General features: G+C 65.7%; 22 protein-coding genes. 15 read left to right on the top strand and 7 right to left on the bottom strand.

The features are described from left to right. Window positions 1–11: 11 nt before the first annotated feature. From B0E49_RS09510 to dsdA, 3 genes are all read right to left on the bottom strand, one after another. On the bottom strand, window positions 12–1,814 hold the full coding sequence (locus B0E49_RS09510) for a nitrite/sulfite reductase (protein ID WP_077561961.1): 1,803 nt from the start codon (window positions 1,812–1,814) through the stop codon (window positions 12–14). A gap of 35 nt (window positions 1,815–1,849) precedes the next feature. Beyond that, window positions 1,850–2,641, bottom strand: coding sequence for a sulfite exporter TauE/SafE family protein (locus tag B0E49_RS09505; RefSeq protein ID WP_077561960.1), 792 nt, complete (start codon window positions 2,639–2,641; stop codon window positions 1,850–1,852). A 96-nt stretch (window positions 2,642–2,737) separates the two neighbouring features. Next, window positions 2,738–4,090 (bottom strand): D-serine ammonia-lyase, encoded by a 1,353-nt coding sequence (gene dsdA / locus B0E49_RS09500; protein ID WP_077561959.1) that lies wholly within the window; start codon window positions 4,088–4,090, stop codon window positions 2,738–2,740. A 112-nt stretch (window positions 4,091–4,202) separates the two neighbouring features. Between dsdA and B0E49_RS09495 the strand changes: the two genes are divergently transcribed. Further along, on the top strand, window positions 4,203–5,429 hold the full coding sequence (locus B0E49_RS09495; RefSeq protein WP_077561958.1) for an ABC transporter substrate-binding protein: 1,227 nt from the start codon (window positions 4,203–4,205) through the stop codon (window positions 5,427–5,429). A 56-nt stretch (window positions 5,430–5,485) separates the two neighbouring features. Here the strand turns inward: B0E49_RS09495 and mnmC1 are convergent, their stop codons facing one another. Further along, window positions 5,486–7,354 (bottom strand): FAD-dependent 5-carboxymethylaminomethyl-2-thiouridine(34) oxidoreductase MnmC1, encoded by a 1,869-nt coding sequence (gene mnmC1 / locus B0E49_RS09490; protein ID WP_077561957.1) that lies wholly within the window; start codon window positions 7,352–7,354, stop codon window positions 5,486–5,488. A 23-nt stretch (window positions 7,355–7,377) separates the two neighbouring features. Further along, on the bottom strand, window positions 7,378–7,650 hold the full coding sequence (locus B0E49_RS09485; protein WP_077561956.1) for an oxidative damage protection protein: 273 nt from the start codon (window positions 7,648–7,650) through the stop codon (window positions 7,378–7,380). A 324-nt stretch (window positions 7,651–7,974) separates the two neighbouring features. On the opposite strand from B0E49_RS09485, the gene B0E49_RS09480 reads away from it, so the two are divergent. The 6 genes from B0E49_RS09480 to B0E49_RS09455 all read left to right on the top strand — a co-directional run bounded on the left by B0E49_RS09480 (window position 7,975) and on the right by B0E49_RS09455 (window position 13,303). Then, the gene (locus B0E49_RS09480; RefSeq protein WP_168175029.1) at window positions 7,975–9,219 is read left to right on the top strand and encodes an ABC transporter substrate-binding protein; all 1,245 of its coding nucleotides are present in this window, start codon (window positions 7,975–7,977) and stop codon (window positions 9,217–9,219) included. A 25-nt stretch (window positions 9,220–9,244) separates the two neighbouring features. Then, the gene (locus B0E49_RS09475) at window positions 9,245–10,003 is read left to right on the top strand and encodes an ABC transporter ATP-binding protein (protein ID WP_077561954.1); all 759 of its coding nucleotides are present in this window, start codon (window positions 9,245–9,247) and stop codon (window positions 10,001–10,003) included. Next, window positions 10,000–10,800: an ABC transporter ATP-binding protein gene (locus tag B0E49_RS09470; RefSeq protein ID WP_077561953.1), complete on the top strand. Its 801-nt coding sequence runs from the start codon at window positions 10,000–10,002 to the stop codon at window positions 10,798–10,800. Before B0E49_RS09475 ends, B0E49_RS09470 begins: the two co-directional genes overlap by 4 nt. Beyond that, on the top strand, window positions 10,797–11,690 hold the full coding sequence (locus B0E49_RS09465) for a branched-chain amino acid ABC transporter permease (RefSeq protein ID WP_077561952.1): 894 nt from the start codon (window positions 10,797–10,799) through the stop codon (window positions 11,688–11,690). The genes B0E49_RS09470 and B0E49_RS09465 overlap by 4 nt, the downstream gene beginning before the upstream one ends. After that, entirely contained in the window at window positions 11,687–12,655 is a 969-nt protein-coding gene (locus tag B0E49_RS09460) for a branched-chain amino acid ABC transporter permease (RefSeq protein ID WP_077561951.1), read from the top strand. The genes B0E49_RS09465 and B0E49_RS09460 overlap by 4 nt, the downstream gene beginning before the upstream one ends. A 93-nt stretch (window positions 12,656–12,748) precedes the next feature. Beyond that, window positions 12,749–13,303, top strand: coding sequence for an NADPH-dependent FMN reductase (locus tag B0E49_RS09455; protein ID WP_077561950.1), 555 nt, complete (start codon window positions 12,749–12,751; stop codon window positions 13,301–13,303). Window positions 13,304–13,378: 75 nt separating this feature from the next. Here the strand turns inward: B0E49_RS09455 and B0E49_RS09450 are convergent, their stop codons facing one another. Then, complete coding sequence (locus B0E49_RS09450) at window positions 13,379–14,026, bottom strand: FMN-dependent NADH-azoreductase (protein ID WP_077561949.1); 648 nt, start codon at window positions 14,024–14,026, stop codon at window positions 13,379–13,381. Window positions 14,027–14,197: 171 nt separating this feature from the next. Between B0E49_RS09450 and B0E49_RS09445 the strand changes: the two genes are divergently transcribed. The 3 genes from B0E49_RS09445 (at window position 14,198) to B0E49_RS09440 (ending at window position 16,120) form a co-directional block, all read left to right on the top strand. Next, complete coding sequence (locus B0E49_RS09445; protein ID WP_077561948.1) at window positions 14,198–15,094, top strand: LysR substrate-binding domain-containing protein; 897 nt, start codon at window positions 14,198–14,200, stop codon at window positions 15,092–15,094. A 127-nt stretch (window positions 15,095–15,221) separates the two neighbouring features. Continuing rightward, window positions 15,222–15,380 (top strand): hypothetical protein, encoded by a 159-nt coding sequence (locus B0E49_RS20500; RefSeq protein ID WP_168175028.1) that lies wholly within the window; start codon window positions 15,222–15,224, stop codon window positions 15,378–15,380. Window positions 15,381–15,478: 98 nt separating this feature from the next. Next, window positions 15,479–16,120, top strand: coding sequence for a peroxiredoxin (locus B0E49_RS09440; protein WP_077561947.1), 642 nt, complete (start codon window positions 15,479–15,481; stop codon window positions 16,118–16,120). A gap of 5 nt (window positions 16,121–16,125) precedes the next feature. Here B0E49_RS09440 and B0E49_RS20135 read toward each other — a convergent pair whose 3' ends face one another. Then, window positions 16,126–16,410: a hypothetical protein gene (locus B0E49_RS20135; RefSeq protein ID WP_144264510.1), complete on the bottom strand. Its 285-nt coding sequence runs from the start codon at window positions 16,408–16,410 to the stop codon at window positions 16,126–16,128. On the opposite strand from B0E49_RS20135, the gene B0E49_RS09435 reads away from it, so the two are divergent. The 5 genes from B0E49_RS09435 to B0E49_RS09415 all read left to right on the top strand — a co-directional run bounded on the left by B0E49_RS09435 (window position 16,393) and on the right by B0E49_RS09415 (window position 21,028). After that, the gene (locus B0E49_RS09435; RefSeq protein ID WP_077561946.1) at window positions 16,393–17,409 is read left to right on the top strand and encodes a sulfate ABC transporter substrate-binding protein; all 1,017 of its coding nucleotides are present in this window, start codon (window positions 16,393–16,395) and stop codon (window positions 17,407–17,409) included. The genes B0E49_RS20135 and B0E49_RS09435 overlap by 18 nt on opposite strands. A 181-nt stretch (window positions 17,410–17,590) precedes the next feature. Continuing rightward, a complete protein-coding gene (locus B0E49_RS09430; protein ID WP_286137900.1) occupies window positions 17,591–18,178 on the top strand; it encodes an RBBP9/YdeN family alpha/beta hydrolase in 588 nt (195 codons plus the stop codon). After that, window positions 18,175–19,056 (top strand): sulfate ABC transporter permease subunit CysT, encoded by an 882-nt coding sequence (gene cysT, locus B0E49_RS09425; RefSeq protein ID WP_077561945.1) that lies wholly within the window; start codon window positions 18,175–18,177, stop codon window positions 19,054–19,056. The genes B0E49_RS09430 and cysT overlap by 4 nt, the downstream gene beginning before the upstream one ends. Next, complete coding sequence (gene cysW, locus B0E49_RS09420; RefSeq protein ID WP_077562036.1) at window positions 19,053–19,928, top strand: sulfate ABC transporter permease subunit CysW; 876 nt, start codon at window positions 19,053–19,055, stop codon at window positions 19,926–19,928. Before cysT ends, cysW begins: the two co-directional genes overlap by 4 nt. Further along, complete coding sequence (locus B0E49_RS09415; RefSeq protein ID WP_077561944.1) at window positions 19,925–21,028, top strand: sulfate/molybdate ABC transporter ATP-binding protein; 1,104 nt, start codon at window positions 19,925–19,927, stop codon at window positions 21,026–21,028. The genes cysW and B0E49_RS09415 overlap by 4 nt, the downstream gene beginning before the upstream one ends. The last annotated feature ends 15 nt before the right edge of the window (window positions 21,029–21,043 follow it).

The following is a 21,043-nucleotide window of genomic DNA, read 5'->3' as shown; positions in this document are numbered from 1 at the left end:
TCGTGAGAGGCTCAGGTGGTGGCTTCCTCGACCGCGTGCGCGGCGCGGCCGCCCTGGTGGCGCGCGCCATTGGCGGCGGCCTTGAACGGGTCGTGGCCCACGCGGCGCAGCGTGTCGATGAAGAACTCGCCGCTCTTGCGCAGTTCGCGGTAGGTGGTGAGCACAGCCTCGATCACGCCGGGCACTTCGGCGGCCGAGAACGAGGGGCCGACCACCTTGCCGCCGATGGCGGGACCGGACAGGTCGGTGCCGTCGGCGCCGCCCAGCGTGACCTGGTACCACTCCTTGCCGTCCTTGTCCACGCCCAGGATGCCGATGTGGCCGCTGTGGTGGTGGCCGCAGGAGTTGATGCAGCCGCTCATGTGCAGGTCGATCGGGCCGAGGTCGAACACCTCGTCCAGATCCTGGTAGCGCTCGGTAATCGCTGCGGCGATAGGCAGCGAGCGTGCGTTGGCCAGCGAGCAGAAGTCGCCGCCGGGGCAGGCGATCATGTCGGTCAGCAGGCCGATGTTAGGCTGCGCCAGGCCCAGCGCGCGCGCGGCATCGTAGAGCGCGGGCAGGTCGCTGGCATGCACCCAGGGCAGCAGCAGGTTCTGCTCGTGCGTCAGGCGTGCCTCGCCGGCACTGAACTGCTCGGCCAGCCGGGCCAGCGCGTCCATGGTGTCGGCATCGGCGTCGCCGGGCGCGAAGCCCACGCGCTTGAACGACAGGCTGACGGCGCGCAACTGCGGCAGGCGGTGGCCGCGCACGTTCTGCTGCAGCCAGCGCTGGTACAGCTGGCCGTCGGTATTGACCCTGGAGGGCAGGTTGGCGGGCTTGAGCTCGGGCACCACGAAGTTGGCGCTGACGCGGTCCAGCTCGGCCTGGGTGATGGTGTGCGGGGCACCATCCTGCTCGACGATGGCCTTGTACTCGGCCTCTACCGCATCGATGAATTTCTGGCCCTCGGACTTGACGAGAATCTTGATGCGCGCCTTCCACTTGTTGTCGCGCCGGCCGTAGCTGTTGTACACGCGTACCACGGCCTCGATGTAGTTGAGCAGTTGGTCCCACGGCAGGAATTCCCGCACCACGCTGCCGATCACCGGCGTGCGGCCCATGCCGCCGCCCACCTTCACGGTGAAGCCCACGGCGCCGTCGTCCGCGCGGCGCGCCTGCACGCCGATGTCGTACCAGCCGGTGGCGGCGCGGTCTTCGACCGAGCCGTTGTAGGCAATCTTGAACTTGCGTGGCAGGAAGGAGAACTCGGGGTGCAGCGAGCTCCACTGGCGCGTGATCTCGGCGAACGGGCGCGTATCGACGATCTGGTCCTGCGCGATGCCCTCGTAGGCCTCGCAGGTGATGTTGCGGATGTCGTTGCCGCTGGTCTGGATGCCGTGCATGGACACGCTGGCGAGCAGATCCATCACGTCGGCCGCGCGGGTGATCGGGATCCAGTTGAACTGCACGTTGGTGCGCGTGGTGAAGTGGCCGTAGCCGTAGCGCAGCGGCGGCGCGGCCAGCGTCAGGCCCGGCTGGGCGGCCTGCAGTTCGTCCTGCGTGGCCTGGGCGTGCGCCAGCAGCTCAGGGCTCGGCCTGTCGTACTCGCGGGCGATGTGCGCCAGCGTGCGCAGCTGCGTGCTGCTGATCTCGCCATAGGGCACGGCGATGCGCGCCATGGGGGCGTAGCGCTGGATGTACCAGCCGTTTTGCAGGCGCAGCGGCAGCAGTTGCTCGTCGCTCAGCTCGCCGCGCTGCCAGCGCTCGAGCTGGTCGCGGAATTGGGTGGCGCGCAGCTTCACGAACTGTTTGTCGAAGTCGGTGTATTGGTACATGGTTCAGTCAGCTCCAGGGGCGGTTGCGCGAAATTTCAGAAGGCGATCAGCTTGGCCCCGGCATAGGCCATGAGCACGGACAAAAGGGAGCGGATCACGCGGTCGGACGTCTTGCGCATCAGCGCCGAGCCGAGCCAGATGCCGGGCAGCGAGCCCGTCAGCAGCCACAGCAGCAGCGGCCAGTCGACCGAGCCGATCGAGGCGTGGCCCAGGCCGGCCACCAGCGTCAGCGGCACGGCGTGCGCAATGTCCGCCGCCACGATGCGCGGCAGCGGCAAGGTCGGGTACAGGAGCATCAGCACCAGCACGCCGATGGCGCCGGCGCCGACCGAAGTGAGCGTGACCAGCGCGCCGACGACGGCGCCAAACAGCACCGCCAGGGCCCGGCTGCGGGGCCGGATGGCCTGTGCCAGGGCTGCGGCGTCGATGTGGCGCGGCGCGGCCTTGGCGGCGACAGCCTTGTACAGGGTCGCGGCGGCGGTGAGCAGCAGCGCCGCGCCCAGTGTGCTGGTCATGATTTGTTGCACGACGGGATTGGCCGGCCCCACGGTGTGCAGGATGTACAGCGTGATGAGGGCGGCCGGCATGCTGCCCAGTGCCGTCAACCCCACAATCGGCCAGTCGATCACGCGGGCGCGCGCCAGGCCGATGGAGCCGCCCATCTTGGTGAAAGACGCAAACAGCAGGTCCGTGCCAATGGCCAGGTGCGGCTTCATGCGGAAAAAGAAGATCAGCAGGGGCGTCATCAGCGAGCCGCCGCCGACCCCGGTCAGGCCGACGACGAAGCCGACAAAGAAGCCGGCGCAGATGAAAGCAAATTCATGCATGGCCGCGACTGTAAAAGTGCGGCTTATAAAAACAAACTATTTATTTGTTCTGCGCTTATGCGCATAAGCTTATGCGCCAGCATTGGCGCGGGGGCTTCAGTCCTGCAGTAACTGGCGGCCCCTGGCCAGATAGGTCTCCATCTCGTTTGGGGGCACCATGCCGCCGCCGGTGGCCCACACCAGATGCGTGGCCTGGGCCAGGCGCTGCGCGCTCAGGCCGGCACGGGCGCGATAGCCCTGCTGCTCGCCCAGCACCCGCGCCATGCCCGGCACGCCGGCCAGCGCCGACGGCTCCAGGCGGAGGCCTTCGCTGCGCTCCATGAGCGCCAGCAGCCGGTACAGCTCCTCGTCGCTGACGGTGTAGTAGCCGTCCAGCAGGCGCTGCATGGCGCGGCCGACAAAGCCGGAGGCGCGGCCCACGGCCAGTCCGTCGGCGGCGGTGACGTTGTCGATGCCGAAGTCCTGCACCGACACGGCGTCGTGCAGCCCGGTATAGACGCCCAGCAACATGCACGGCGAGTGGGTGGGTTCGGCAAAGATGCAGTGCACGGCGTCGCCGAGGGCCAGCTTGAGCCCGAAAGCCACGCCGCCAGGGCCGCCGCCCACGCCGCAAGGCAGGTAGACGAACAGCGGGTGCTCGGCATCGACCACGATATTGGCCGCGGCCAGCTGGCCTTTGAGCCGTTCCGCCGCCACCGCGTAGCCGAGGAACAGACTGGTCGAGTTCTCGTCGTCGACAAAGTGGCAGCGGGGGTCGGATTCGGCCTGCCTGCGGCCCTCGGCCACCGCCACGCTGTAGTCAAAGGCGTACTCCACCACGGTGACGCCGTGCGAGCGCAGCTGGTCCTTCTTCCATTGGCGCGCGTCGGCCGACATGTGCACGGTGGCCTGGAAACCCAGGCGCGCGCTCATGATGCCGATCGACAGGCCCAGGTTGCCGGTCGAGCCAACGGCAATCTTGTACTGGCCAAAGAAGGCGCGCGCCTTGTCACTGTCCAGCACGGCGTAGTCGTCGCCGGCGTGCAGCAGGCCGCCGGCCAGCGCCAGGTCTTCGGCGTGCTTGAGCACTTCGTAAATGCCGCCTCTAGCCTTGATGGAGCCGGAAATTGGCAGGTGGCTGTCGGTCTTGAGCCACAAGGCGCCGCCGCCTGGCGCCAGACCGTAGCGCTGGCTCAAGAGCGCTTGCAGGGCCGGCAGGGGCCGGATGCCCGATTCGATGATGCCGCCACTGGCCGCCGTCTCGGGGAACGCCCGCACGATGTAGGGCGCAAAGCGCGCCAGGCGGGCGCTGGCGTCGGCCACGTCAGCGGCGCTGAGGCCCACATCGCCCAGCGCTTGGGCTGTGGGGGCGACAGCCGGGTTGAACCAGCTGGTTTCCTTCAGCTCCACCAGTTCGCGGATCAAAGGGTGGCTGGTGGTCCAGTCTTCCAAAGCTTTTCCCAAAATCATGATCCGGCTCCTTGATGTTTCCGATGGCTGTGACCCTACCTGTCAATGACCCGGGCCGGCGTCGAAACTGCAGCATACGCAAACTGATAGAGTCCGTGGCCTTGGAGAAATTATGAAATCTGTCCGTACCGTTTTTCTGACCATTGCCGTGAGCGGCGCCCTGTTGCTGCTGGCGCCCGCCGCCTCGTTTGCGCAAAGCGCTCCGCCGATCAAGATTGGCGAGATCAACAGTTATTCCGCCATTCCGCAGTTCACCCAGCCGTACCGGCAGGGCTGGGAATTGGCCGTGGACGAGATCAATGCCAGCGGCGGCCTGCTGGGGCGCAAGGTCGAAGTGATCGCGCGCGACGATGCCGGCAAGCCCGAGGAAGCCCTGCGCCATGCGGTCGAGCTCACGTCGCGGGAAAAAGTCGATGTGCTGGCGGGTGGCTTTCTATCCAATGTGGGGCTCGCGCTGGCCGACTACGCGCAGAAGAACAAGCGCCTGTTCGTGGCCAGCGAGCCGTTGACCGACGCCATCGTCTGGGACAAGGGCAACCGCTACACCTTCCGCCTGCGCCCCAGCACCTACATGCAGGCTGCCATGCTGGTGGAAGAGGCCGCCAAACTGCCCGCCAGGCGCTGGGCCACGATTGCGCCCAACTACGAATACGGCCAGAGCGCGGTGGCCAGCTTCAAGGAACTGCTCAAGGCCAAACGCCCCGACGTGGAATTTGTCGGCGAAGCCTGGCCGGCGCAGGGCAAGCTCGATGCCGGCAGCACGCTGACCGCCATCATGAACAGCAAGCCGGATGCGATTTTTAACGTGACCTTTGCGGCCGATCTGGCCAAGCTGGTGCGCGAGGGCAACCAGCGCGGCATTTTCCCGAAGATCCCCGTCGTGTCGATGCTCTCGGGCGAACCTGAATACCTCGAGATGCTGAAGGACGAAACGCCCAAGGGCTGGATCGTGACCGGCTACCCCTGGGACCAGATCGACACACCGGCACACGCCGCCTTCGCCACGCATTACTACCAGAAATTCCACGAGAACCCCAAGGTCGGCTCCGTCGTGGGCTACGCCACCATGCAGGCGATTTTTGCCGCCATCAAAAAGGCCGGCAGCACGGACAACGAGAAACTCGTGACCGCCATGCGCGGCCTGAAATTCAGCACGCCGTTCGGGCCGGCCGAGTTCCGCGCGATCGACCAGCAGTCCACCATGGGCGCCTATGTGGGCAAGCTGGATGTGCGCGGCGGCAAGGGCACGATGGTGCAGTGGCGCTATGACGACGGCAAGAACTACATGCCGACCGATGCCTACGTCAGGGCGCGCCGTCCGGCCGAGGCGATGAAGTAGGGCGCTATCAGATCAGTAGCTATACCCCAAGATACGATAAGGGCTACGGGCACTTTTCATTGAGAATTTCCGCCTCGGGCGCCGGCCACGGCATCGAACCGATCCGCGGCGAGCCGCCGGGCCAGCCGGGCTTCCAGGGGCAGCGGCTCGCCGTGGACGAGCGCTGCCAGCAATTCCCCGCACAGCACGGCCAGGCTCATGCCGCGGGAACCCATCGCGGTGCAAACCCACAGGCCCGGCTGCTGCGCAGGCCCGAGCAGCGGCAAGCGATCCGGCGCGGCGCAGCGCACTCCGGCCCAGGCCTGCACCCGGCCGCCGGCAAATTCGGATTGCAGCTGCCGGGCCGCGTTCGGCAGCAATGTCTGCAGGCGCTGCAGATTGGCCTCGTGGTCCTGGGCGTGGCAGGAGGCACCGGCGTTGTCGCGCTCGTAACTGGCGCCGGCGAACCAGGCGCTGCCGGATCCGAAAGGCACGTTCGGGGTCAGATGGCCGTTGCCGTTGACCGGAAAGGGCGGTAAGTTGGATGGGCCGGGGCAGCCCGTCGCCGCGTTTATGCCGTACGAGATCTGCCCTCGGATGGCTTGCAGCGGGGGTGCCGTGCCCGTTGCGGCGGCGAGCAGGGCGCGGCTGTCAAAGCCGGCCGCAACCACCACCATGTCGGCCTGCGCCAGCACCCGTGCGGCCGAATCGAGCACTTGCCAGCCGCAGTCAGCATGCGCCAATGCGGCCACCTGTGCTTCGCCATGCCACGCGATGCCCGGCTGCGACAGCAGGGCTTGCACCAGGCACGCCGGTTTGACCCAGGCCGCCTGCGTGTGCCAATAGGCCAGCGTGGACTGGGCCAGCCCCGCCCGCGCCAGCTGCAGGGCGCTGGCGGCCACCGTCCAGTCGCACCCCGCCTCGGGCCATTGCGCCGGCAGCGCGGCGTGGCCGTCCACACGATGTTCCAGCAGGCCGCTGGGCTGCCAGTCCACACCTTCACGCAACAGGGCGCGAACCTGCTGCAGGGTGAGCCGCACACCGCAGCGCGACAGCCTGGACAGCATGCTGTCGTCCGGCGAAATATGCGGCGCCAGCAGGCCGGCCGGCAGACCCGAGGCGCCGCTGGCCGGCGCTGGTGCGGCATCGAGCAGCTCGACCTGCCAGCCGCGCCGCGCCAGGCTGGCGGCCACGGCGGCGCCCGACAGGCCGGCGCCGATCACGGCGCAGCGGCCCGGGCGCGCGGCCGGGCTGCTCAGCGCATACAGGTCACTTGCCGGACGACGCCTTTTGGGAATCCAGGCCGGGTTGAACGTGCCACGAAAACTGATCGAGCCCCGAGCGTCTGCCGCCTGCGGCGGCTGTGGGTCCGCATCCAGCACGAAGCCGACCTGCACCAGCGCGCGGCGCACGGCCAGCGGAATGCCGGGCCCGGCCGCCAGCGTCGTGCCGCGCCGGCAGCAGTGCGCCAGCGCCTTGCAGGTCCACAGGTCCCAAGCGCCGGCGAGGGGCGCGGCCTCGCTGCATGGCGTCGCAATGTCCGCCAGATGGATCGCATCGGCCTCGAACTGCTGCTCGCGCAGCAAGGCCTTGGCCTCACCGACGCACACGGTCAACAGGACGCATCCGCCTTCAAACGCCATGCGGTGAAAGCCGGGCAGCAGGCCAAAGCACTGCGCCCGCAGCTGCTGTGCCAGCGGCGCCAACGCGGGTTCGGGCTCGGGCGCGGCGCGGCGTCGCCAATCTGCGGCACTTAGCGCACCAGCTTCCAGCGCGACGTAATGCAGCAAACGCGGGCGCTGCGGGTCGGCCTTCCAGGCATGCCAGGCTGCGAGAAAGCGTTCGCCATTCCCAAGGCCGGTGTCCAGAATGCGCCATTGCGCTTGCCCCGCCCATGCGGCGGGCAGCCCGAGGCTCTGCAAAAACGGGGGGCGGTCCTGTTCCATCGACCGCTGAGTGTGGCGCGACGTTACGCGCTGGGCGGCACGTAGCCTTGCGCCGCCTCGGCGCCGGCGCCGAAGAAATGCGCCTCCATCTGGCGCGCCAGGTATTGCCGTGCCCGCTGGTCGGCCAGGTTCAGCCGGTTCTCGTTGACCAGCATGGTCTGGTGCTTGAGCCAGGCGGCCCAGGCTTCCTTGCTGACGTTTTCCCACAGGCGCTTGCCGAGTTCGCCGGGGTAGGGCGGGAAGTCGAGGCCTTCGGCCTCGCGGCCGAGTTTGATGCAGTGAACCATGCGTGCCATGAGAGAACCTTTTTAAAACAGACTTGATGCGACTCTATCAATGTTTTGGATCACGCGGCCAAGGCCGAGGGTGAAATCCGTATCCGTTGCCCGGGTGTCGCCGGCCATCGCGGGCAACAAGAGCGGGTGCACTGCGGCGCACCGGCGGAACTAAATGTAAACCTGTGCCGTCGAAAGTTTCCGGAGACCCGCGACCGTTCCGACCAGGCCATCAATGCTTGGGGAGATCCGAGTGCTGCGTCGACGACCCGATTGGCCGCCGTGGTGGCCTGTTGCGGTCAATTTGATGCATTTACTTTGGAGGTGCTCGATATGTTGAGGAAAATGACTCTCGTCGGAATTGCCATCGGTGCCCTGAGTGGCAGCACGGCCTTCGCGGCTTGCACAACCACGATCGGGAGCGTGATGTCGCTGACCGGCTCGCTCGGCGTACTCGGCCAGAAGATCGCGCAGGGCGCGCAACTGGGGATCGCCGACCTGAACAGCGCGGGCGGTGCCAATGGCTGCACGCTCCAGCTGTCGCTGCTGGATGATCAAACCAGCCCCTCGGTCGGCGTTGATGCCGCCAAGAAACTGGTCGACGTGCAGCAGGTGCCGGCCATCATCGGCGCGCTGTCCAGCGGCGTGAGCGCGGCGATTTTGACCGCGGTGACGGTGCCGGGCAAGGTGGTGCAGATATCGCCCGCCTCGACCTCGCCTACTTTCACCGAGCTCGCCGAGCAGGGCAAGACCGGCGGCTACTGGTTCCGCACCACGCCATCGGACGCGCTGCAAGGCGTGGCCATGGCCAAGGTTGCGCGTGACGCCGGGTTCAAGAAAGTGGCCATTCTGTATCTCAACAATGCCTACGGGCAGGGACTGAGCAAGGAGTTCGCCAACGGCTTCACCAGGCTCGGCGGCAGCGTCACGGAAAACGTCGTGTACAACCCGAGCCAGCCGTCCTACCGTTCGGAAGTCAGCAAGGCGCTGAGCCCGGCGCCCGACGCATTGTTCCTGATCGGCTACCCGGGGGACGGCACCACGATCACGCGCGAGTGGATTGCCGCCGGCGGCCCGCAGAAGTTCCTGTTCCCCGACGGGCTGGAGTCGCAGGACTTCGTCAACGATGTCGGTGTCCAGTACATGAAGAACGTGCATGGCACCGCGGCGGGCTCATCCAAGACGCCCTCGCTGGGAACCTTCCAGACGGAGTACCAGGCGAAGTTCGGCTCGCTGCCGACCCAGGCCTACATCCCGAATGCCTACGATGCGACGGTGCTGGTCGGGCTCGCGATGGAGCAGGCCAGGAGCAACAAGGCGGACGCGATCCGCGACAGCATGCGCAAGGTCACCGATCCGAAGGGCGAAAAAATCTACGCCGGCGCGGCCGACCTGAAGAAGGCGGCGCAGCTGCTGTCCCAAGGCAAAACCATCCAGTACATCGGTGCTTCGGGGCCGCTGCAGTTCGACAAGAACGGCGACATCGACGCGCCGATGGCGGTCTGGAGCGTGAGCGACCAGGGCAAGGTGCAGCCGACCGGCATGGTGACGGTCGAGCAGATTGCCGAGCTGCGCTCCCAGGCCAAATAGGCGGCCCGACGGACGGGAGGTGCCTGTGCTTGAGGTTGGCGATCTGGTCAAGGAGTTCGGCGGATTGCGCGCCGTGGACGGTGTGTCGTTCACGCTCGCGGCGCACACCATCACCGGGCTGATCGGACCCAACGGCGCGGGCAAGACCACGCTGTTCAATACCATCGCCGGCGTGCACCGGCCGAGCTCGGGGTCGATCTCGTTTCTCGGCCGACGCATCGGCGGCCTGCCGCCGCACCGCATCTTTCATGCGGGCCTGGTGCGCACCTTCCAGATCCCGCGCCCTTTCGCCGGCATGACGGTGCTGGAGAACACCATGCTGGTTCCCGCAGGACAGGCCGGCGAGCGCTTCTGGAACAACTGGTTTGCGCGCAGTCAGGTGCGCGCCCAGGAACGTGCCGGGCGCGAGCGCGCGCGCGAGGTGCTGGATTTCGTTGGCCTTGAGCGCCTGTCGGGCGAATATGCGAAGAATCTCTCGGGCGGGCAGCAAAAGCTGCTGGAGCTGGCGCGTGTGCTGATGGCCGAACCCCAGCTGATCCTGCTCGACGAGCCCGGCGCGGGGGTCAATCCGACGCTGCTCGTGACCATCATGGACAAGCTGCGCGAGCTCCATGCGCGCGGCATCACCTTCCTGATCATCGAGCACAACATGGACTTGATCATGAACCTGTGCAACCCGGTGCTGGTCATGGCACAAGGCCGTCTCCTGCTGGAAGGTCCGCCCGAGGTGGTGCGCAACGATCCGCGGGTGCTCGAGGCGTATCTGGGCGGGGTACTGGCATGAACGCGGCCGCGACGTCCCCACATGCGCCCACCGGCACGGCGGCCTCCACGGGCGAGGCCGGGCAGTTGCAGCCGGCGCTGCTCGTGCGGGATCTGGTGTCCGGCTACGCGCCGGGGGTCGACATCCTGCGCGGCATCGGACTCGAGGTGCAGCGTGGCGAGATCGTGACCGTGCTCGGCCCGAACGGCGCCGGCAAGTCGACCCTGATCAAGACCATCGCGGGCCTGGTGCCGGTGCGCAGCGGGCAGGTGCTGCTGCATGGCCAAAACCTCGTTGGTGTGCCGGCGCACCGGATGGTGGGCCGCGGCCTGGCGTATGTACCGCAAACCGACAACATCTTCGCGCGCATGTCGATCGAGGAAAACCTGCAGATGGGCGCCTGTGCACGCCATGATCACGCCGGGGTCGGCGAGGACATCGCGCGCATGTACGAGTTGTTCCCGCGGCTGCGCGAGCGCCGCCGCCAGGCGGCCGGCACGCTGTCGGGCGGCGAGCGGCAAATGGTCGCGGTGGCGCGCGCGCTGATGGCGCGCCCCACCATGCTGATGCTCGACGAACCTTCGGCGGGCCTGTCGCCGAAGCTGGTGGGTGTGGTGTTCGCCAAGGTGCGCCAGGTGCGCGAGCTGGGCGTGACGATGCTGATCGTGGAGCAGAACGCGAAAGCGGCGCTGGCCATTTCCGATCGAGGCTATGTGCTGGCGCAAGGGCGCGAGCAGGTGAGCGGCGACGCGCGCGAGCTGCTCGCGAACCCCGAGGTCGGCGCGCTCTACCTCGGCATCCGGCGGGGGCTGTCATGATCGCGCAATACGCTGCCGATGGCATTGTGCTGGGCGTCACGCTGGCGCTGGGCGCGATCGGTCTCACGCTGACCTACAACATCCTGCGCTTCGCCAATTTTGCGCATGGCGAGTTCCTCACCTTCGGCGCCTATTTCGCGCTGGTCTTCGTGTCCTTCCTGGCCGGCGGCCAGACGCTGGGGCCGCTGACCTTTGGCTGGAGCTTCCTGGCGGCGATTGCCTGCGCGGTGCTGCTGACGGCGCTGCTCGCGCTGATCCTGGACTGGCTGCTGTACCGGCCGCTGCGCAAGAGCGACGTCGCGGTGGCGCTGGTGATTGCCTCGTTCGGCGCGTCCCTGATGCTGCGTAACCTCGTGGTGTTTGTCTGGGGATCGCAGCCCGAATACTACACACGCGGCATCGCGATTGCGCGCGAAATCATGCCGGGCGTACGCCTGAGTGCTAACGAAATTTTCGTCGTGCTGCTGACCGCGTTGCTCATGCTGGCACTGCACCTGTTTCTGAGCCGCACCCTGCTTGGCAAGCAGATGCGCGCCGTGTCGGACAACCCGGCGCTGGCGCAGGTCACCGGCATCGACGTGCGCCGCGTCGTGCGCTGGACCTGGATCATTGGCGGCGGGCTGGCAGCCGTGGCCGGCGTGATGTTCGGCCTGACGGTGCAAATCTCGCCCGAGATGGGGTTCAACCTGATCCTGCCGATGTTTGCCGCCGCCATCCTGGGCGGCATCGGCAGCGTCTACGGCGCGGTGCTCGGCGGTCTGATCATCGGTCTGGCGCAGTCGCTGTCGGTGCCGCTGATTGGCGCCGAATACAAGCCTGCGGTGGCCTTTGGGCTGATGTTCCTGATTCTGCTGGTCTATCCGAAGGGCATCCTGGGAGAGAAATCATGACCGGCGTCACGTCCTACCTCGTGTTTTTCCTGATCCAGGCGCTGGTCTTCATCGTTGTCTGCCTGGGGCTGAACCTGCAATGGGGTTACACGGGCCTGTTCAACATCGGCGTGTCGGGCTTCTTTCTCGTGGGCGCTTACGCCTTTGCGATCCTGTGCGGGCCACCCTATGCGAGCCATCTGGGCGGTTATGGCCTGCCGTTCGTGGTGGGGCTGGCCGGCAGCGTCGTGGCTTCGGGACTGGTGGCCTTCATCGTCGGCATTCCGACGCTGCGCCTGCGCGAGGACTACCTCGCGATCGTCACCATCGGCATCGGCAGCATCCTGCAGTTGATCGCACTCAACGCACACCTTCTCACCGGTGGTAGCCAGGGCGTCACCAGCATTCCGCGGCCGCTTCCCGGCCTGATGGATGGCGTGTTCAGCCGCAACCTGCTGATGCTCGCGTTGATGATTGTCGTCGTGCTGGTTCTTTTTGGCGCGCTGGAAGCCATGGTGCGCTCGCCCTGGGGCCGGGTGCTCAAGGCGATCCGCGAGGACGAGCAGGCCGCCGCCTCGCTCGGCAAGAATGCCTTCGGCTTCCGCCTGCAGTCCTTTGTCATCGGCTCGGCCATCATGGGACTGGGCGGCGCACTCTACGCCAGTTTCATCGGCTTCATCAGCCCGGAGGATTTTTTGCCCATTCTGACCTTCCAGATCTGGAGCATGCTGATCGTCGGCGGCAGTGGCAACAACAAGGGCGCGGTGCTGGGCGCCGTACTGATGTGGGCCGTGTGGACGCTGAGCGGCAGTGCTGCCCAGGTACTGTTGCCCGCCACGCTGCAGGTCAAGGGTGGTGCCGCGCAAATCATGCTGATCGGGCTGCTGCTGATGCTGATGCTGGTGTTTCGCCCGCGCGGGCTGATTGGCGAGGAGGCGGTGGTGTCGCACGGCGCCGAGATCGAGGCGCCGGGCCCATCGGGGTGACGGCCCGGGCCGGCCTGCCGGTGCAGGTGGGTGGCCGCCGCCGCATAATGGCCCTTCGGTTTTCCCACCGTTCAATTTTTAACTGGAGGCCTCATGAGCCAATACAACATTGCCCTGATCGTTGGCAGCCTGCGCAAGGACTCGTTCAACAAGAAACTGGCGCATGCGCTGACTGGCATGGCGCCCAAGGATTTCACCTTCACGCAGGTGCGGATCGACGATTTGCCCCTGTACAACCAGGATGATGACGCGAACCAGGCGGCCAGCGTGAAGCGCCTGAAGTCGGAAATCCAGGCCGCCCAGGGCGTGTTGTTTGTTACGCCGGAATACAACCGCTCGATGCCGGGCGTGCTCAAGAACGCGATCGACCATGCCTCACGTCCCTACGGGCAAAGCGCATGGGCCGGCAAGCCGGCTGGCGTGATCGGCATTTCGGTCGGCGCGATCGGCACGGCCCTGGCGCAGCAGCACCTGCGCAATGTGCTGGCCTACCTGAACGTGCCCACGCTGGGTCAGCCCGAAGCCTTCGTGCAGGCCAAGCAAGGCCTGTTCGATGCCGCCGGCAACATTGGCATTGAGGACACGAAAAAATTCCTGCAAGGCTGGGTGGACCAGTTTGTGGCCTGGGTGAAAATTCACAACGCCTGATTGGCGGCGGCCACGTGCCGCTCCCTACGAAAAAAGCCCGCTATGCGGGCTTTTTTTGTGCGCACCAGGCAGGCGTCAGGCTGCGATGGCGGCCTGCGGCTGATTCGCCGCATCGGCGATCAGGGCCTTGATGTCCAGGCCGGCGGCGGCCAGTGCCGCGGACTTCTGGGCTTCGCCCATGGCGACGCCCTCGGCGCGCACGAAGCGCACGTCGGTGATGCCGAAGAAGCCGAACACCGTCTGCAGGTAGCTTTCCTGGTGTTCCATGGCGCGGCCACCCTCGCTGGTGGAATACACGCCACCGCGGCTGGAGGCCACGATCACGGTCTTGCCTGTGGCCAGACCGACCGGGCCTTTTTCGGTGTAGGTAAACGTGCGGCCGGCCTGCGCAATACGGTCGATCCAGGCCTTGAGCTGACTCGGCACCGAGAAGTTGTACAGGGGAGCACCCACCACGATCACATCGGCGGCGAGGAACTGGGTCACCAACCGCTCGGACACTTCGTTTTCACGGCGCTGGGCTTCGGTCGGCTGGGCCTGGACGCCGACCTTGATGCCGAGCGCGTCGGCGCTGAAATGGTTGGGGGTGTCCACCGCGAGGTCGAGGTACTCGACGGTCGTGTGGGGATGAGCCTTGCGCCAGTCGGCCACGATTTCGGCGGTCAGTTGGCGGGAAACCGAGTTGCCGCCCAAAACGCTGGAGTCAATGTGTAGCAGTTTCATGATGCGTGTTCCTTGAATTGAAGTTGGATAGAACGAGTGGCGGTGCGACTGCGGACTGTTCCGCAGATCACGTCAAACGCCATGCATAGATTGTGCAGGTGAACTTATTTGTTGATAAGTCGATGGAATTGCGATAGATTGTTCTACCAGTAGAACAATAAGGGCTTTTCCATGCAAGACTTGAATGACATGCTGTACTTCACCGAGGTGGTGGCCTCCGGTGGCTTTGCGGCGGCGGGGCGCACGCTGGGTTTGCCCAAATCACGGCTGTCGCGACGTGTCGCCGACCTGGAGAGCCGGCTCGGCGTGCGCTTGCTGCAGCGCACCACGCGCAAGCTCTCGCTGACCGCCGTAGGCGAGGTTTATTACCGCCACTGTGTTGCCATGTGTGACGAAGCCCGGGCGGCCGACGACGCCGTGGCGCAGGCGCAGAGCGAGCCGCGCGGCACCATCCATGTGACCTGCCCGGTGACGCTGGCGCAGACCGTGCTCGGGCCGATCCTGCCGCAATTCCTGGCGCGGCATCCGCAGGTCAGGCTGGACATGGAGGTCAGCAACCGGGTGGTGGATCTGGTGCAAGACGGGGTGGACGTGGCCCTGCGCGTGCGCCCGTCCACGGCCGACAGCGGCAGCCTGGTCGTCAAGCATCTTGGCACCACCCAAAGCCTGCTGGTGGCCAGCCCGGCGCTATTGGAGCGCCAGCAGCGGCCCGCGGTGCCCGACGATCTGGCGCGGCTCGACACGGTGGCCATGTCCGCCAGCGACGGCCGCATGAGCTGGAAGCTGCTGGGTCCCGGCGGCGCCGAGCATCTTTTCCAGCACCAGCCGCGCTTTGTGGCGGACGATTTGCTCACACTCAAGTTCGCCGTGCTGGCCGCAGTCGGCTTTTGCATACTGCCCGACTACATGTGCCGCGACGAATTGCAGGACGGGCGGCTGATCTCCGTGCTGCCCGGCTGGGAGCCGCCGCCCGCCGTGGTGCATGCGGTGTTCCCGTCGCGGCGCGGCCTGCTGCCCGCGGTGCGGACCTTTCTGGATTTTCTCGGCGACAACCTGCCAGGCCGGTGACAGGCATTGTGGGTGAGGTAGCTGCCCGCAACACTCTTCATGGAGCTTTACAGGACTTCACAGGGCCGGTCGTACGCGCGGGTGTCGGCTCGGGCGTTAATTGGACATCACCAATTGGAGTCTCTTCATGAAAATTGCAATCCTGGTTATCGCGCTTGCCGCCTCCCTCACCGGTTGTGCGATCGTCCCTTACGGCCCCTACGGTGCCTATGGCCCTGCCGTGGTTGTGAGCCCCGGTTACCATGGTCATGGCTACTATGGGCGGGGTTATTACGGAGGACGGTGAACTCAAAATTCGTTATATAAAAATAGTGTTGTTTGAATTTCGCGGGGCACTCACCACAATAGATGGTTAAGTCATCAACCAACCAAAAGGAGTAAACCATGACGACTCTCAGACTCGGCGACACGGCCCCTGATTTCACCCAGGATTCCACCGCGGGTCCCATCTCGTTTCACAAATGGGCTGGCGATTCGTGGGTGGTGCTGTTCTCGCATCCGGCCGACTTCACGCCGGTGTGCACCACCGAACTGGGCAAGACGGCCGCGCTGTCGGGTGACTTCGCCAAGCGCGGTGCCAAGGCCATTGCCGTGAGCGTCGACCCGCTGGATTCGCACGAAAAGTGGATCAGCGACATCAACGAAACCCAGAACACCACGGTCAACTTTCCCATCCTGGCCGATGCCGACAAGAAAGTTGCGACGCTGTATGACATGATCCACCCGAACTCGCTGGCCAATGCCACAGTACGCAGCGTGTTCATCATCGACCCGAAGAAGGTCATCCGCGCCACCATCACCTACCCGGCCAGCACCGGGCGCAACTTTGACGAGATCCTGCGCGTGATCGACTCGCTGCAGCTCACTGACAACTACAAGGTGGCGACGCCGGTCAACTGGAAGGATGGCGATGATGTGGTGATCGTGCCCAGCATCCAGGATCCGGCCGAGCTGGCCCAGCGCTTTCCCAAGGGATTCAAGGCGGTCAAGCCGTATCTGCGCATGACGCCGCAGCCCAACAAGTAAGCACTTCAGGCGCCCGCCGTGCAGCGCGGGCGCTCTTCCTGTTCCGCTTTGTCATCCGCTCCCGGCGGCGACTCGCTGCCCGCTCGCTCCAATTTCAATAGCTGACTGCGCACGACAGGCGCGGGCTGTGCCCCTGAATCGCTTGAAAATAGGTGGTTCTGTCTTGAGATGATTTCGGCATGAGTAACTGAAATCTTGTTCGTTCCGTTTTTCGCAAACCGCTTCCAGAATTCCTTCATTGCAATTTTCGCAATGTCTGGAACAGGAAGCACATGACGCAACGCCGCCACTTCATTTCTCTGCCACTCGCCTTTGCCGTATCAGGCGCGCTGACCTCCATCGCGCGCGCCCAGCAGCTTGTGACTTTACTCAACGTGTCGTACGACCCGACGCGCGAGCTCTATGTGGATTACAACGCGGCCTTTGCCAAATACTGGAAAGCCAAAACTGGGCAGGATGTGACGATCAGGCAGTCGCACGGCGGCTCGGGCAAGCAGGCCCGCTCGGTGATCGACGGTCTCGACGCCGATGTGGTGACGCTGGCGCTGGCCGGCGATGTGGACGCGCTGGCCAGCCACGGCGGGCTGCTTCCCAAGGACTGGCAAAAGCGCCTGCCGCACAACTCGGCGCCCTACACCTCGACCATCGTGTTCCTGGTGCGCAAGGGCAATCCCAAGGGCATCAAGGACTGGGACGATCTCATCAAACCCGGCGTGGCCGTGATCACGCCCAATCCCAAGACCTCGGGCGGCGCGCGCTGGAACTACCTGGCCGCGTGGGAGTTTGCGCGGCGCAAATTCGGCGGTGACGCCAAGGCCAAGGAATTTGTCGGCCGGCTGTACAAGAACGTGCCCGTGCTCGATACGGGCGCGCGCGGCTCGACCATCACCTTCGTGCAGCGCAATGTGGGCGACGTGCTGCTGGCCTGGGAGAACGAAGCCTTCCTGGCGCTGAAGGAGTTCGGGGCCGACAAATTCCAGATCGTCGTGCCCAGCATCAGCGTGCTGGCCGAGCCGACCGTGGCACTGGTGGACAAGAACGTCGATAAAAAGGGCACGCGTGCGGTGGCAACGGCTTATCTGGAGTACCTGTACTCGGACGAAGGCCAGGACATTGCCGGGCGCAACTATTACCGGCCCACCAGCGACAAGGCGCGCGCCAAATACGCCAGCCAGTTTCCGAAGCTGGCATTGGTCACCGTTGACCAGGCGTTTGGTGGCTGGGGCCGTGCCGACCAGGCGCATTTTGCCGATGGCGCCAGCTTTGACCAGATCTACAGCCCCAAATAGCCGGCGTGACAAGAACCCGGCGCTGGAGCTTGCGCAGCCAGGCGCCCCGTAGAGCCATCATTTCCCGCCCAATGAGATGTTAATAACTTTATCTAATATAAATTAACAACAATATATTATTTTGAGATTTTTGATCGACTTCGCACAATGCAATTCACCTGTGCACTTTAAAGAGCAACCCATGGCAAGCAGCATGCGCATCATCATCGTTCCGGGCTGGCGCGACTCGGGGCCGAGCCACTGGCAAAGCCTGTGGGCCAACCGGCTGCCGGGCGCCGAGCGCGTGCGCCAGGACGACTGGATCACGCCGGCGCGTAGCGCCTGGGTGGCGTCGATTGCCAACACCATCCTGGCACAGCCCGGCCCGGTGCTGATCGCCGCGCACAGCCTGGGCTGCATCGCCACCACGCATTTGCCGCCCGAGGCCGCCGCGCGCATTCAGGGCGCACTGCTGGTGGCACCCGCCGACCCCGAGCGGCGCGCCGTGCTGGCGGACTTTGCGCCCGTGCCGTATCGCCTGCTGCCTTATCGCAGCGTCCTGGTGGCCAGCGGCAACGACCCCTATTGTCCGATCCGCCTGGCCGGCGCCTATGCGCGCGCCTGGGGCAGCGATTTCGTGCGGCTGCCGGCAGCCGGGCACATCAATGTCGAGTCCGGGCATGGCGAATGGCCGCTGGGGCTGGCGCTGCTGCACTCGCTGGCGGACGAGTCCGCCTTGGCGGTCCCGGCTTCTTCCCGGTCTGTTCTGATGTCGCTGGAAACTGCATGACGGCAGTGACCCTGTCCAGGCCGCTGCCCGCGGTCGGCCAGCCCGTGCGGCGACGTTCGGCGCGGCGCGCGCTGCCGGGTTTTCGGCTCACGCTGGGCTACACCGTGCTGTACCTGGCCCTGATCGTGCTGATTCCCCTGTCGGCGCTCGTGTTCAAGACCTTCACGCTGAGCTGGGCTTCGTTCTGGAGCGCAGTAACGTCCCCGCGCGTGCTGGCCTCGTACCGGCTGACGTTTGGCGCCTCTTTCCTGGCGGCCGGCGTCAACGCGGTATTTGGTTTTTTGCTGGCCTGGGTGCTGGTGCGCTACCCCTTTGCAGGCAAGAAGGTGGTGGACGCGCTGGTGGATCTGCCCTTTGCGCTGCCCACCGCCGTGGCGGGCATTTCGCTCACGGCGCTGCTGGCCGGCAATGGCTGGATCGGCCGCTACCTGGATCCGCTGGGCATCAAAGTCGCGTTCACGCCCGCGGGCGTGGTGATCGCGCTGATCTTCATCGGCCTGCCATTCGTGGTGCGCACGGTGCAGCCGGTGCTGGAAGACGCCGAGCAGGAGCTGGAAGAAGCGGCCGCCTGCCTGGGCGCCACGCGCTGGCAGACCTTTACCCGAGTGATCTTCCCGTCCGTCGCGCCGGCGCTGCTGACCGGCTTTGCCATGGCGTTTGCGCGCGCCATCGGTGAATACGGCTCGGTGATCTTCATCGCGGGCAACATGCCCATGGTGTCCGAGATCACCCCGCTCATCATCGTCGGCAAGCTGGAGCAGTACGACTATGCCGGCGCGACGGCCGTCGCGGTGGTGATGCTGGGGATCTCGTTCGTGCTGCTGCTGGTCATCAATGGCTTGCAGGGTTGGCAGCGGCGCCGGCAGGCCGCGTCATGAGCACTGCGCGTGCGCAGGCCCAAGTCGTCACCACCGAGCCTGCGTGGGTGCGCCGCGCGCTGCTCGGCCTGGCGCTGGCCTTCATCGGGCTGTTTCTCGCGCTGCCGCTGGCGGCGGTGTTCACCGAGGCGCTGCGCAAGGGCCTGGGCGCCTACCTGGCCGCGCTGCGCGAGCCCGATGCGGGGTCGGCTATCCGGCTGACGCTTCTTACCGCGGCGATCGCGGTGCCTTTGAATCTGGTGTTCGGCGTGGCGGCCGCCTGGGCCATTGCCAAGTACGAGTTTCGCGGCAAGGCGTTCCTGACCACGCTGGTGGATCTGCCGTTCTCGGTCTCGCCCGTGGTGGCGGGGCTGATCTACGTGCTGCTGTTCGGCGCGCAGGGCTGGTTCGGGCCGTGGCTCGCGGCGCACGGCATCCGGATCATCTTCGCGGTGCCGGGCATCGTGCTGGCCACGGTGTTCGTGACCTTTCCCTTCATTGCGCGCGAACTGATCCCGCTGATGCAGGCCCAGGGTAATGACGAGGAACTGGCCGCCATCGTGCTTGGCGCCACCGGCTGGCAGACCTTCCGGCATGTGACGCTGCCCAACATCAAGTGGGGCCTGCTGTATGGCGTGATCCTGTGCAACGCGCGGGCCATGGGCGAGTTCGGAGCGGTGTCGGTGGTGTCGGGCCATATCCGGGGGCAAACCGACACCTTGCCGCTGCACGTGGAGATTCTCTACAACGAGTACCAGTCGGTGGCCGCGTTCGCTGTGGCCTCGCTGCTGGCCCTGCTGGCACTGCTGACGCTGGCCATCAAGTCGGTGGTCGAGTGGCGCCAGGCGCGCGAACGCAGGGCTACGGCCGAGGAAGAAAGATTAGCACCATGAGCATTGAAATCCGCCACGTCAGCAAGCAGTTCGGCCGCTTCCAGGCGCTGAGCGACGTCAGCCTCGACATCGATTCGGGTGAACTGGTCGCGCTGCTGGGCCCCTCTGGCTGCGGCAAGACCACGCTGCTGCGCATCATCGCCGGGCTGGAGACGCCCGATGCCGGCAGCGTCCTGTTCAGCGGCGAAGACACCACTGACGTGCATGTGCGCGAGCGCCAGGTCGGCTTTGTGTTCCAGCACTACGCGCTGTTTCGCCACATGACGGTGTTCGAGAACGTGGCCTTTGGCCTGCGCGTCAAACCGCGCGGCCTGCGCCCATCCGAGGCGCACATCAAACAGAAGGTGCACGAGCTGCTGGACCTGGTGCAGCTCGACTGGCTGGCCGCTCGCTACCCGGCGCAGCTCTCGGGTGGCCAGCGCCAGCGCATTGCGCTGGCACGCGCGCTGGCGGTGGAGCCCCGCGTGCTGCTGCTCGATGAGCCGTTTGGCGCGCTCGACGCCAAGGTGCGCAAGGAACTGCGCCGCTGGCTGCGCCGCCTGCACGACGACCTGCACGTGACCAGCATCTTCGTCACGCATGACCAGGAAGAGGCGCTGGAGGTAGCGGACCGGGTGGTGCTGATGAACGCGGGCCGCATCGAGCAGATTGGCTCGCCGCAGCAGGTCTGGGACCACCCGGCCAGCCCGTTCGTCTACGGTTTTCTGGGCAGCGTGAACCTGTTTCATGGCCGTGCGCACCAGGGCGAAATGCAGATTGGCGCAGCGCAGGGCGGCCTGCGGCTGCACGCGCCGCAACACCCCGACGCGCAGGATGCCCAGGCACTGGCCTACGTGCGCCCGCATGACCTGGAGGTGCAGCGCTACGCGCCCGGCGCCACCGGCATCGTCGCCACGCTGACCCGCGCCATCGTGATCGGACCCATGGCGCGGCTGGAACTAAATCGGGCCGACACACATCAAGACATGGACAATGAAGTCATTGAGGCGCAGATTTCTGCGCAACAATTCAGGGAACTGGGCTTTCGTGAAGGCGAAACGCTGGTCTTGACACCGCGCCATGCCCGCGTGTTCGTGCACAGCGAAGCCCGAGCGGCGTAATGCATAAAGAAGGAT

The sequence above is a fragment of the Polaromonas sp. C04 genome (assembly GCF_002002705.1).
Classification (GTDB): Bacteria; Pseudomonadota; Gammaproteobacteria; order Burkholderiales; family Burkholderiaceae_C; genus Rhodoferax_A.
This window is presented reverse-complemented; position numbering and strand designations above follow the sequence as displayed.

What these genes read in the sequence shown, in the direction of transcription:
- B0E49_RS09510 (WP_077561961.1), bottom strand. Translation starts at nt 1,814, where the DNA reads ATGTACCAATACACCGACTTCGACAAACAGTTCGTGAAGCTGCGCGCC.
- B0E49_RS09505 (WP_077561960.1), bottom strand. Translation starts at nt 2,641, where the DNA reads ATGCATGAATTTGCTTTCATCTGCGCCGGCTTCTTTGTCGGCTTCGTC.
- dsdA (WP_077561959.1), bottom strand. Translation starts at nt 4,090, where the DNA reads ATGATTTTGGGAAAAGCTTTGGAAGACTGGACCACCAGCCACCCTTTG.
- B0E49_RS09495 (WP_077561958.1), top strand. Translation starts at nt 4,203, where the DNA reads ATGAAATCTGTCCGTACCGTTTTTCTGACCATTGCCGTGAGCGGCGCC.
- mnmC1 (WP_077561957.1), bottom strand. Translation starts at nt 7,354, where the DNA reads ATGGAACAGGACCGCCCCCCGTTTTTGCAGAGCCTCGGGCTGCCCGCC.
- B0E49_RS09485 (WP_077561956.1), bottom strand. Translation starts at nt 7,650, where the DNA reads ATGGCACGCATGGTTCACTGCATCAAACTCGGCCGCGAGGCCGAAGGC.
- B0E49_RS09480 (WP_168175029.1), top strand. Translation starts at nt 7,975, where the DNA reads ATGACTCTCGTCGGAATTGCCATCGGTGCCCTGAGTGGCAGCACGGCC.
- B0E49_RS09470 (WP_077561953.1), top strand. Translation starts at nt 10,000, where the DNA reads ATGAACGCGGCCGCGACGTCCCCACATGCGCCCACCGGCACGGCGGCC.
- B0E49_RS09465 (WP_077561952.1), top strand. Translation starts at nt 10,797, where the DNA reads ATGATCGCGCAATACGCTGCCGATGGCATTGTGCTGGGCGTCACGCTG.
- B0E49_RS09460 (WP_077561951.1), top strand. Translation starts at nt 11,687, where the DNA reads ATGACCGGCGTCACGTCCTACCTCGTGTTTTTCCTGATCCAGGCGCTG.
- B0E49_RS09455 (WP_077561950.1), top strand. Translation starts at nt 12,749, where the DNA reads ATGAGCCAATACAACATTGCCCTGATCGTTGGCAGCCTGCGCAAGGAC.
- B0E49_RS09450 (WP_077561949.1), bottom strand. Translation starts at nt 14,026, where the DNA reads ATGAAACTGCTACACATTGACTCCAGCGTTTTGGGCGGCAACTCGGTT.
- B0E49_RS09445 (WP_077561948.1), top strand. Translation starts at nt 14,198, where the DNA reads ATGCAAGACTTGAATGACATGCTGTACTTCACCGAGGTGGTGGCCTCC.
- B0E49_RS20500 (WP_168175028.1), top strand. Translation starts at nt 15,222, where the DNA reads ATGAAAATTGCAATCCTGGTTATCGCGCTTGCCGCCTCCCTCACCGGT.
- B0E49_RS09440 (WP_077561947.1), top strand. Translation starts at nt 15,479, where the DNA reads ATGACGACTCTCAGACTCGGCGACACGGCCCCTGATTTCACCCAGGAT.
- B0E49_RS09435 (WP_077561946.1), top strand. Translation starts at nt 16,393, where the DNA reads ATGACGCAACGCCGCCACTTCATTTCTCTGCCACTCGCCTTTGCCGTA.
- B0E49_RS09430 (WP_286137900.1), top strand. Translation starts at nt 17,591, where the DNA reads ATGGCAAGCAGCATGCGCATCATCATCGTTCCGGGCTGGCGCGACTCG.
- cysT (WP_077561945.1), top strand. Translation starts at nt 18,175, where the DNA reads ATGACGGCAGTGACCCTGTCCAGGCCGCTGCCCGCGGTCGGCCAGCCC.
- cysW (WP_077562036.1), top strand. Translation starts at nt 19,053, where the DNA reads ATGAGCACTGCGCGTGCGCAGGCCCAAGTCGTCACCACCGAGCCTGCG.
- B0E49_RS09415 (WP_077561944.1), top strand. Translation starts at nt 19,925, where the DNA reads ATGAGCATTGAAATCCGCCACGTCAGCAAGCAGTTCGGCCGCTTCCAG.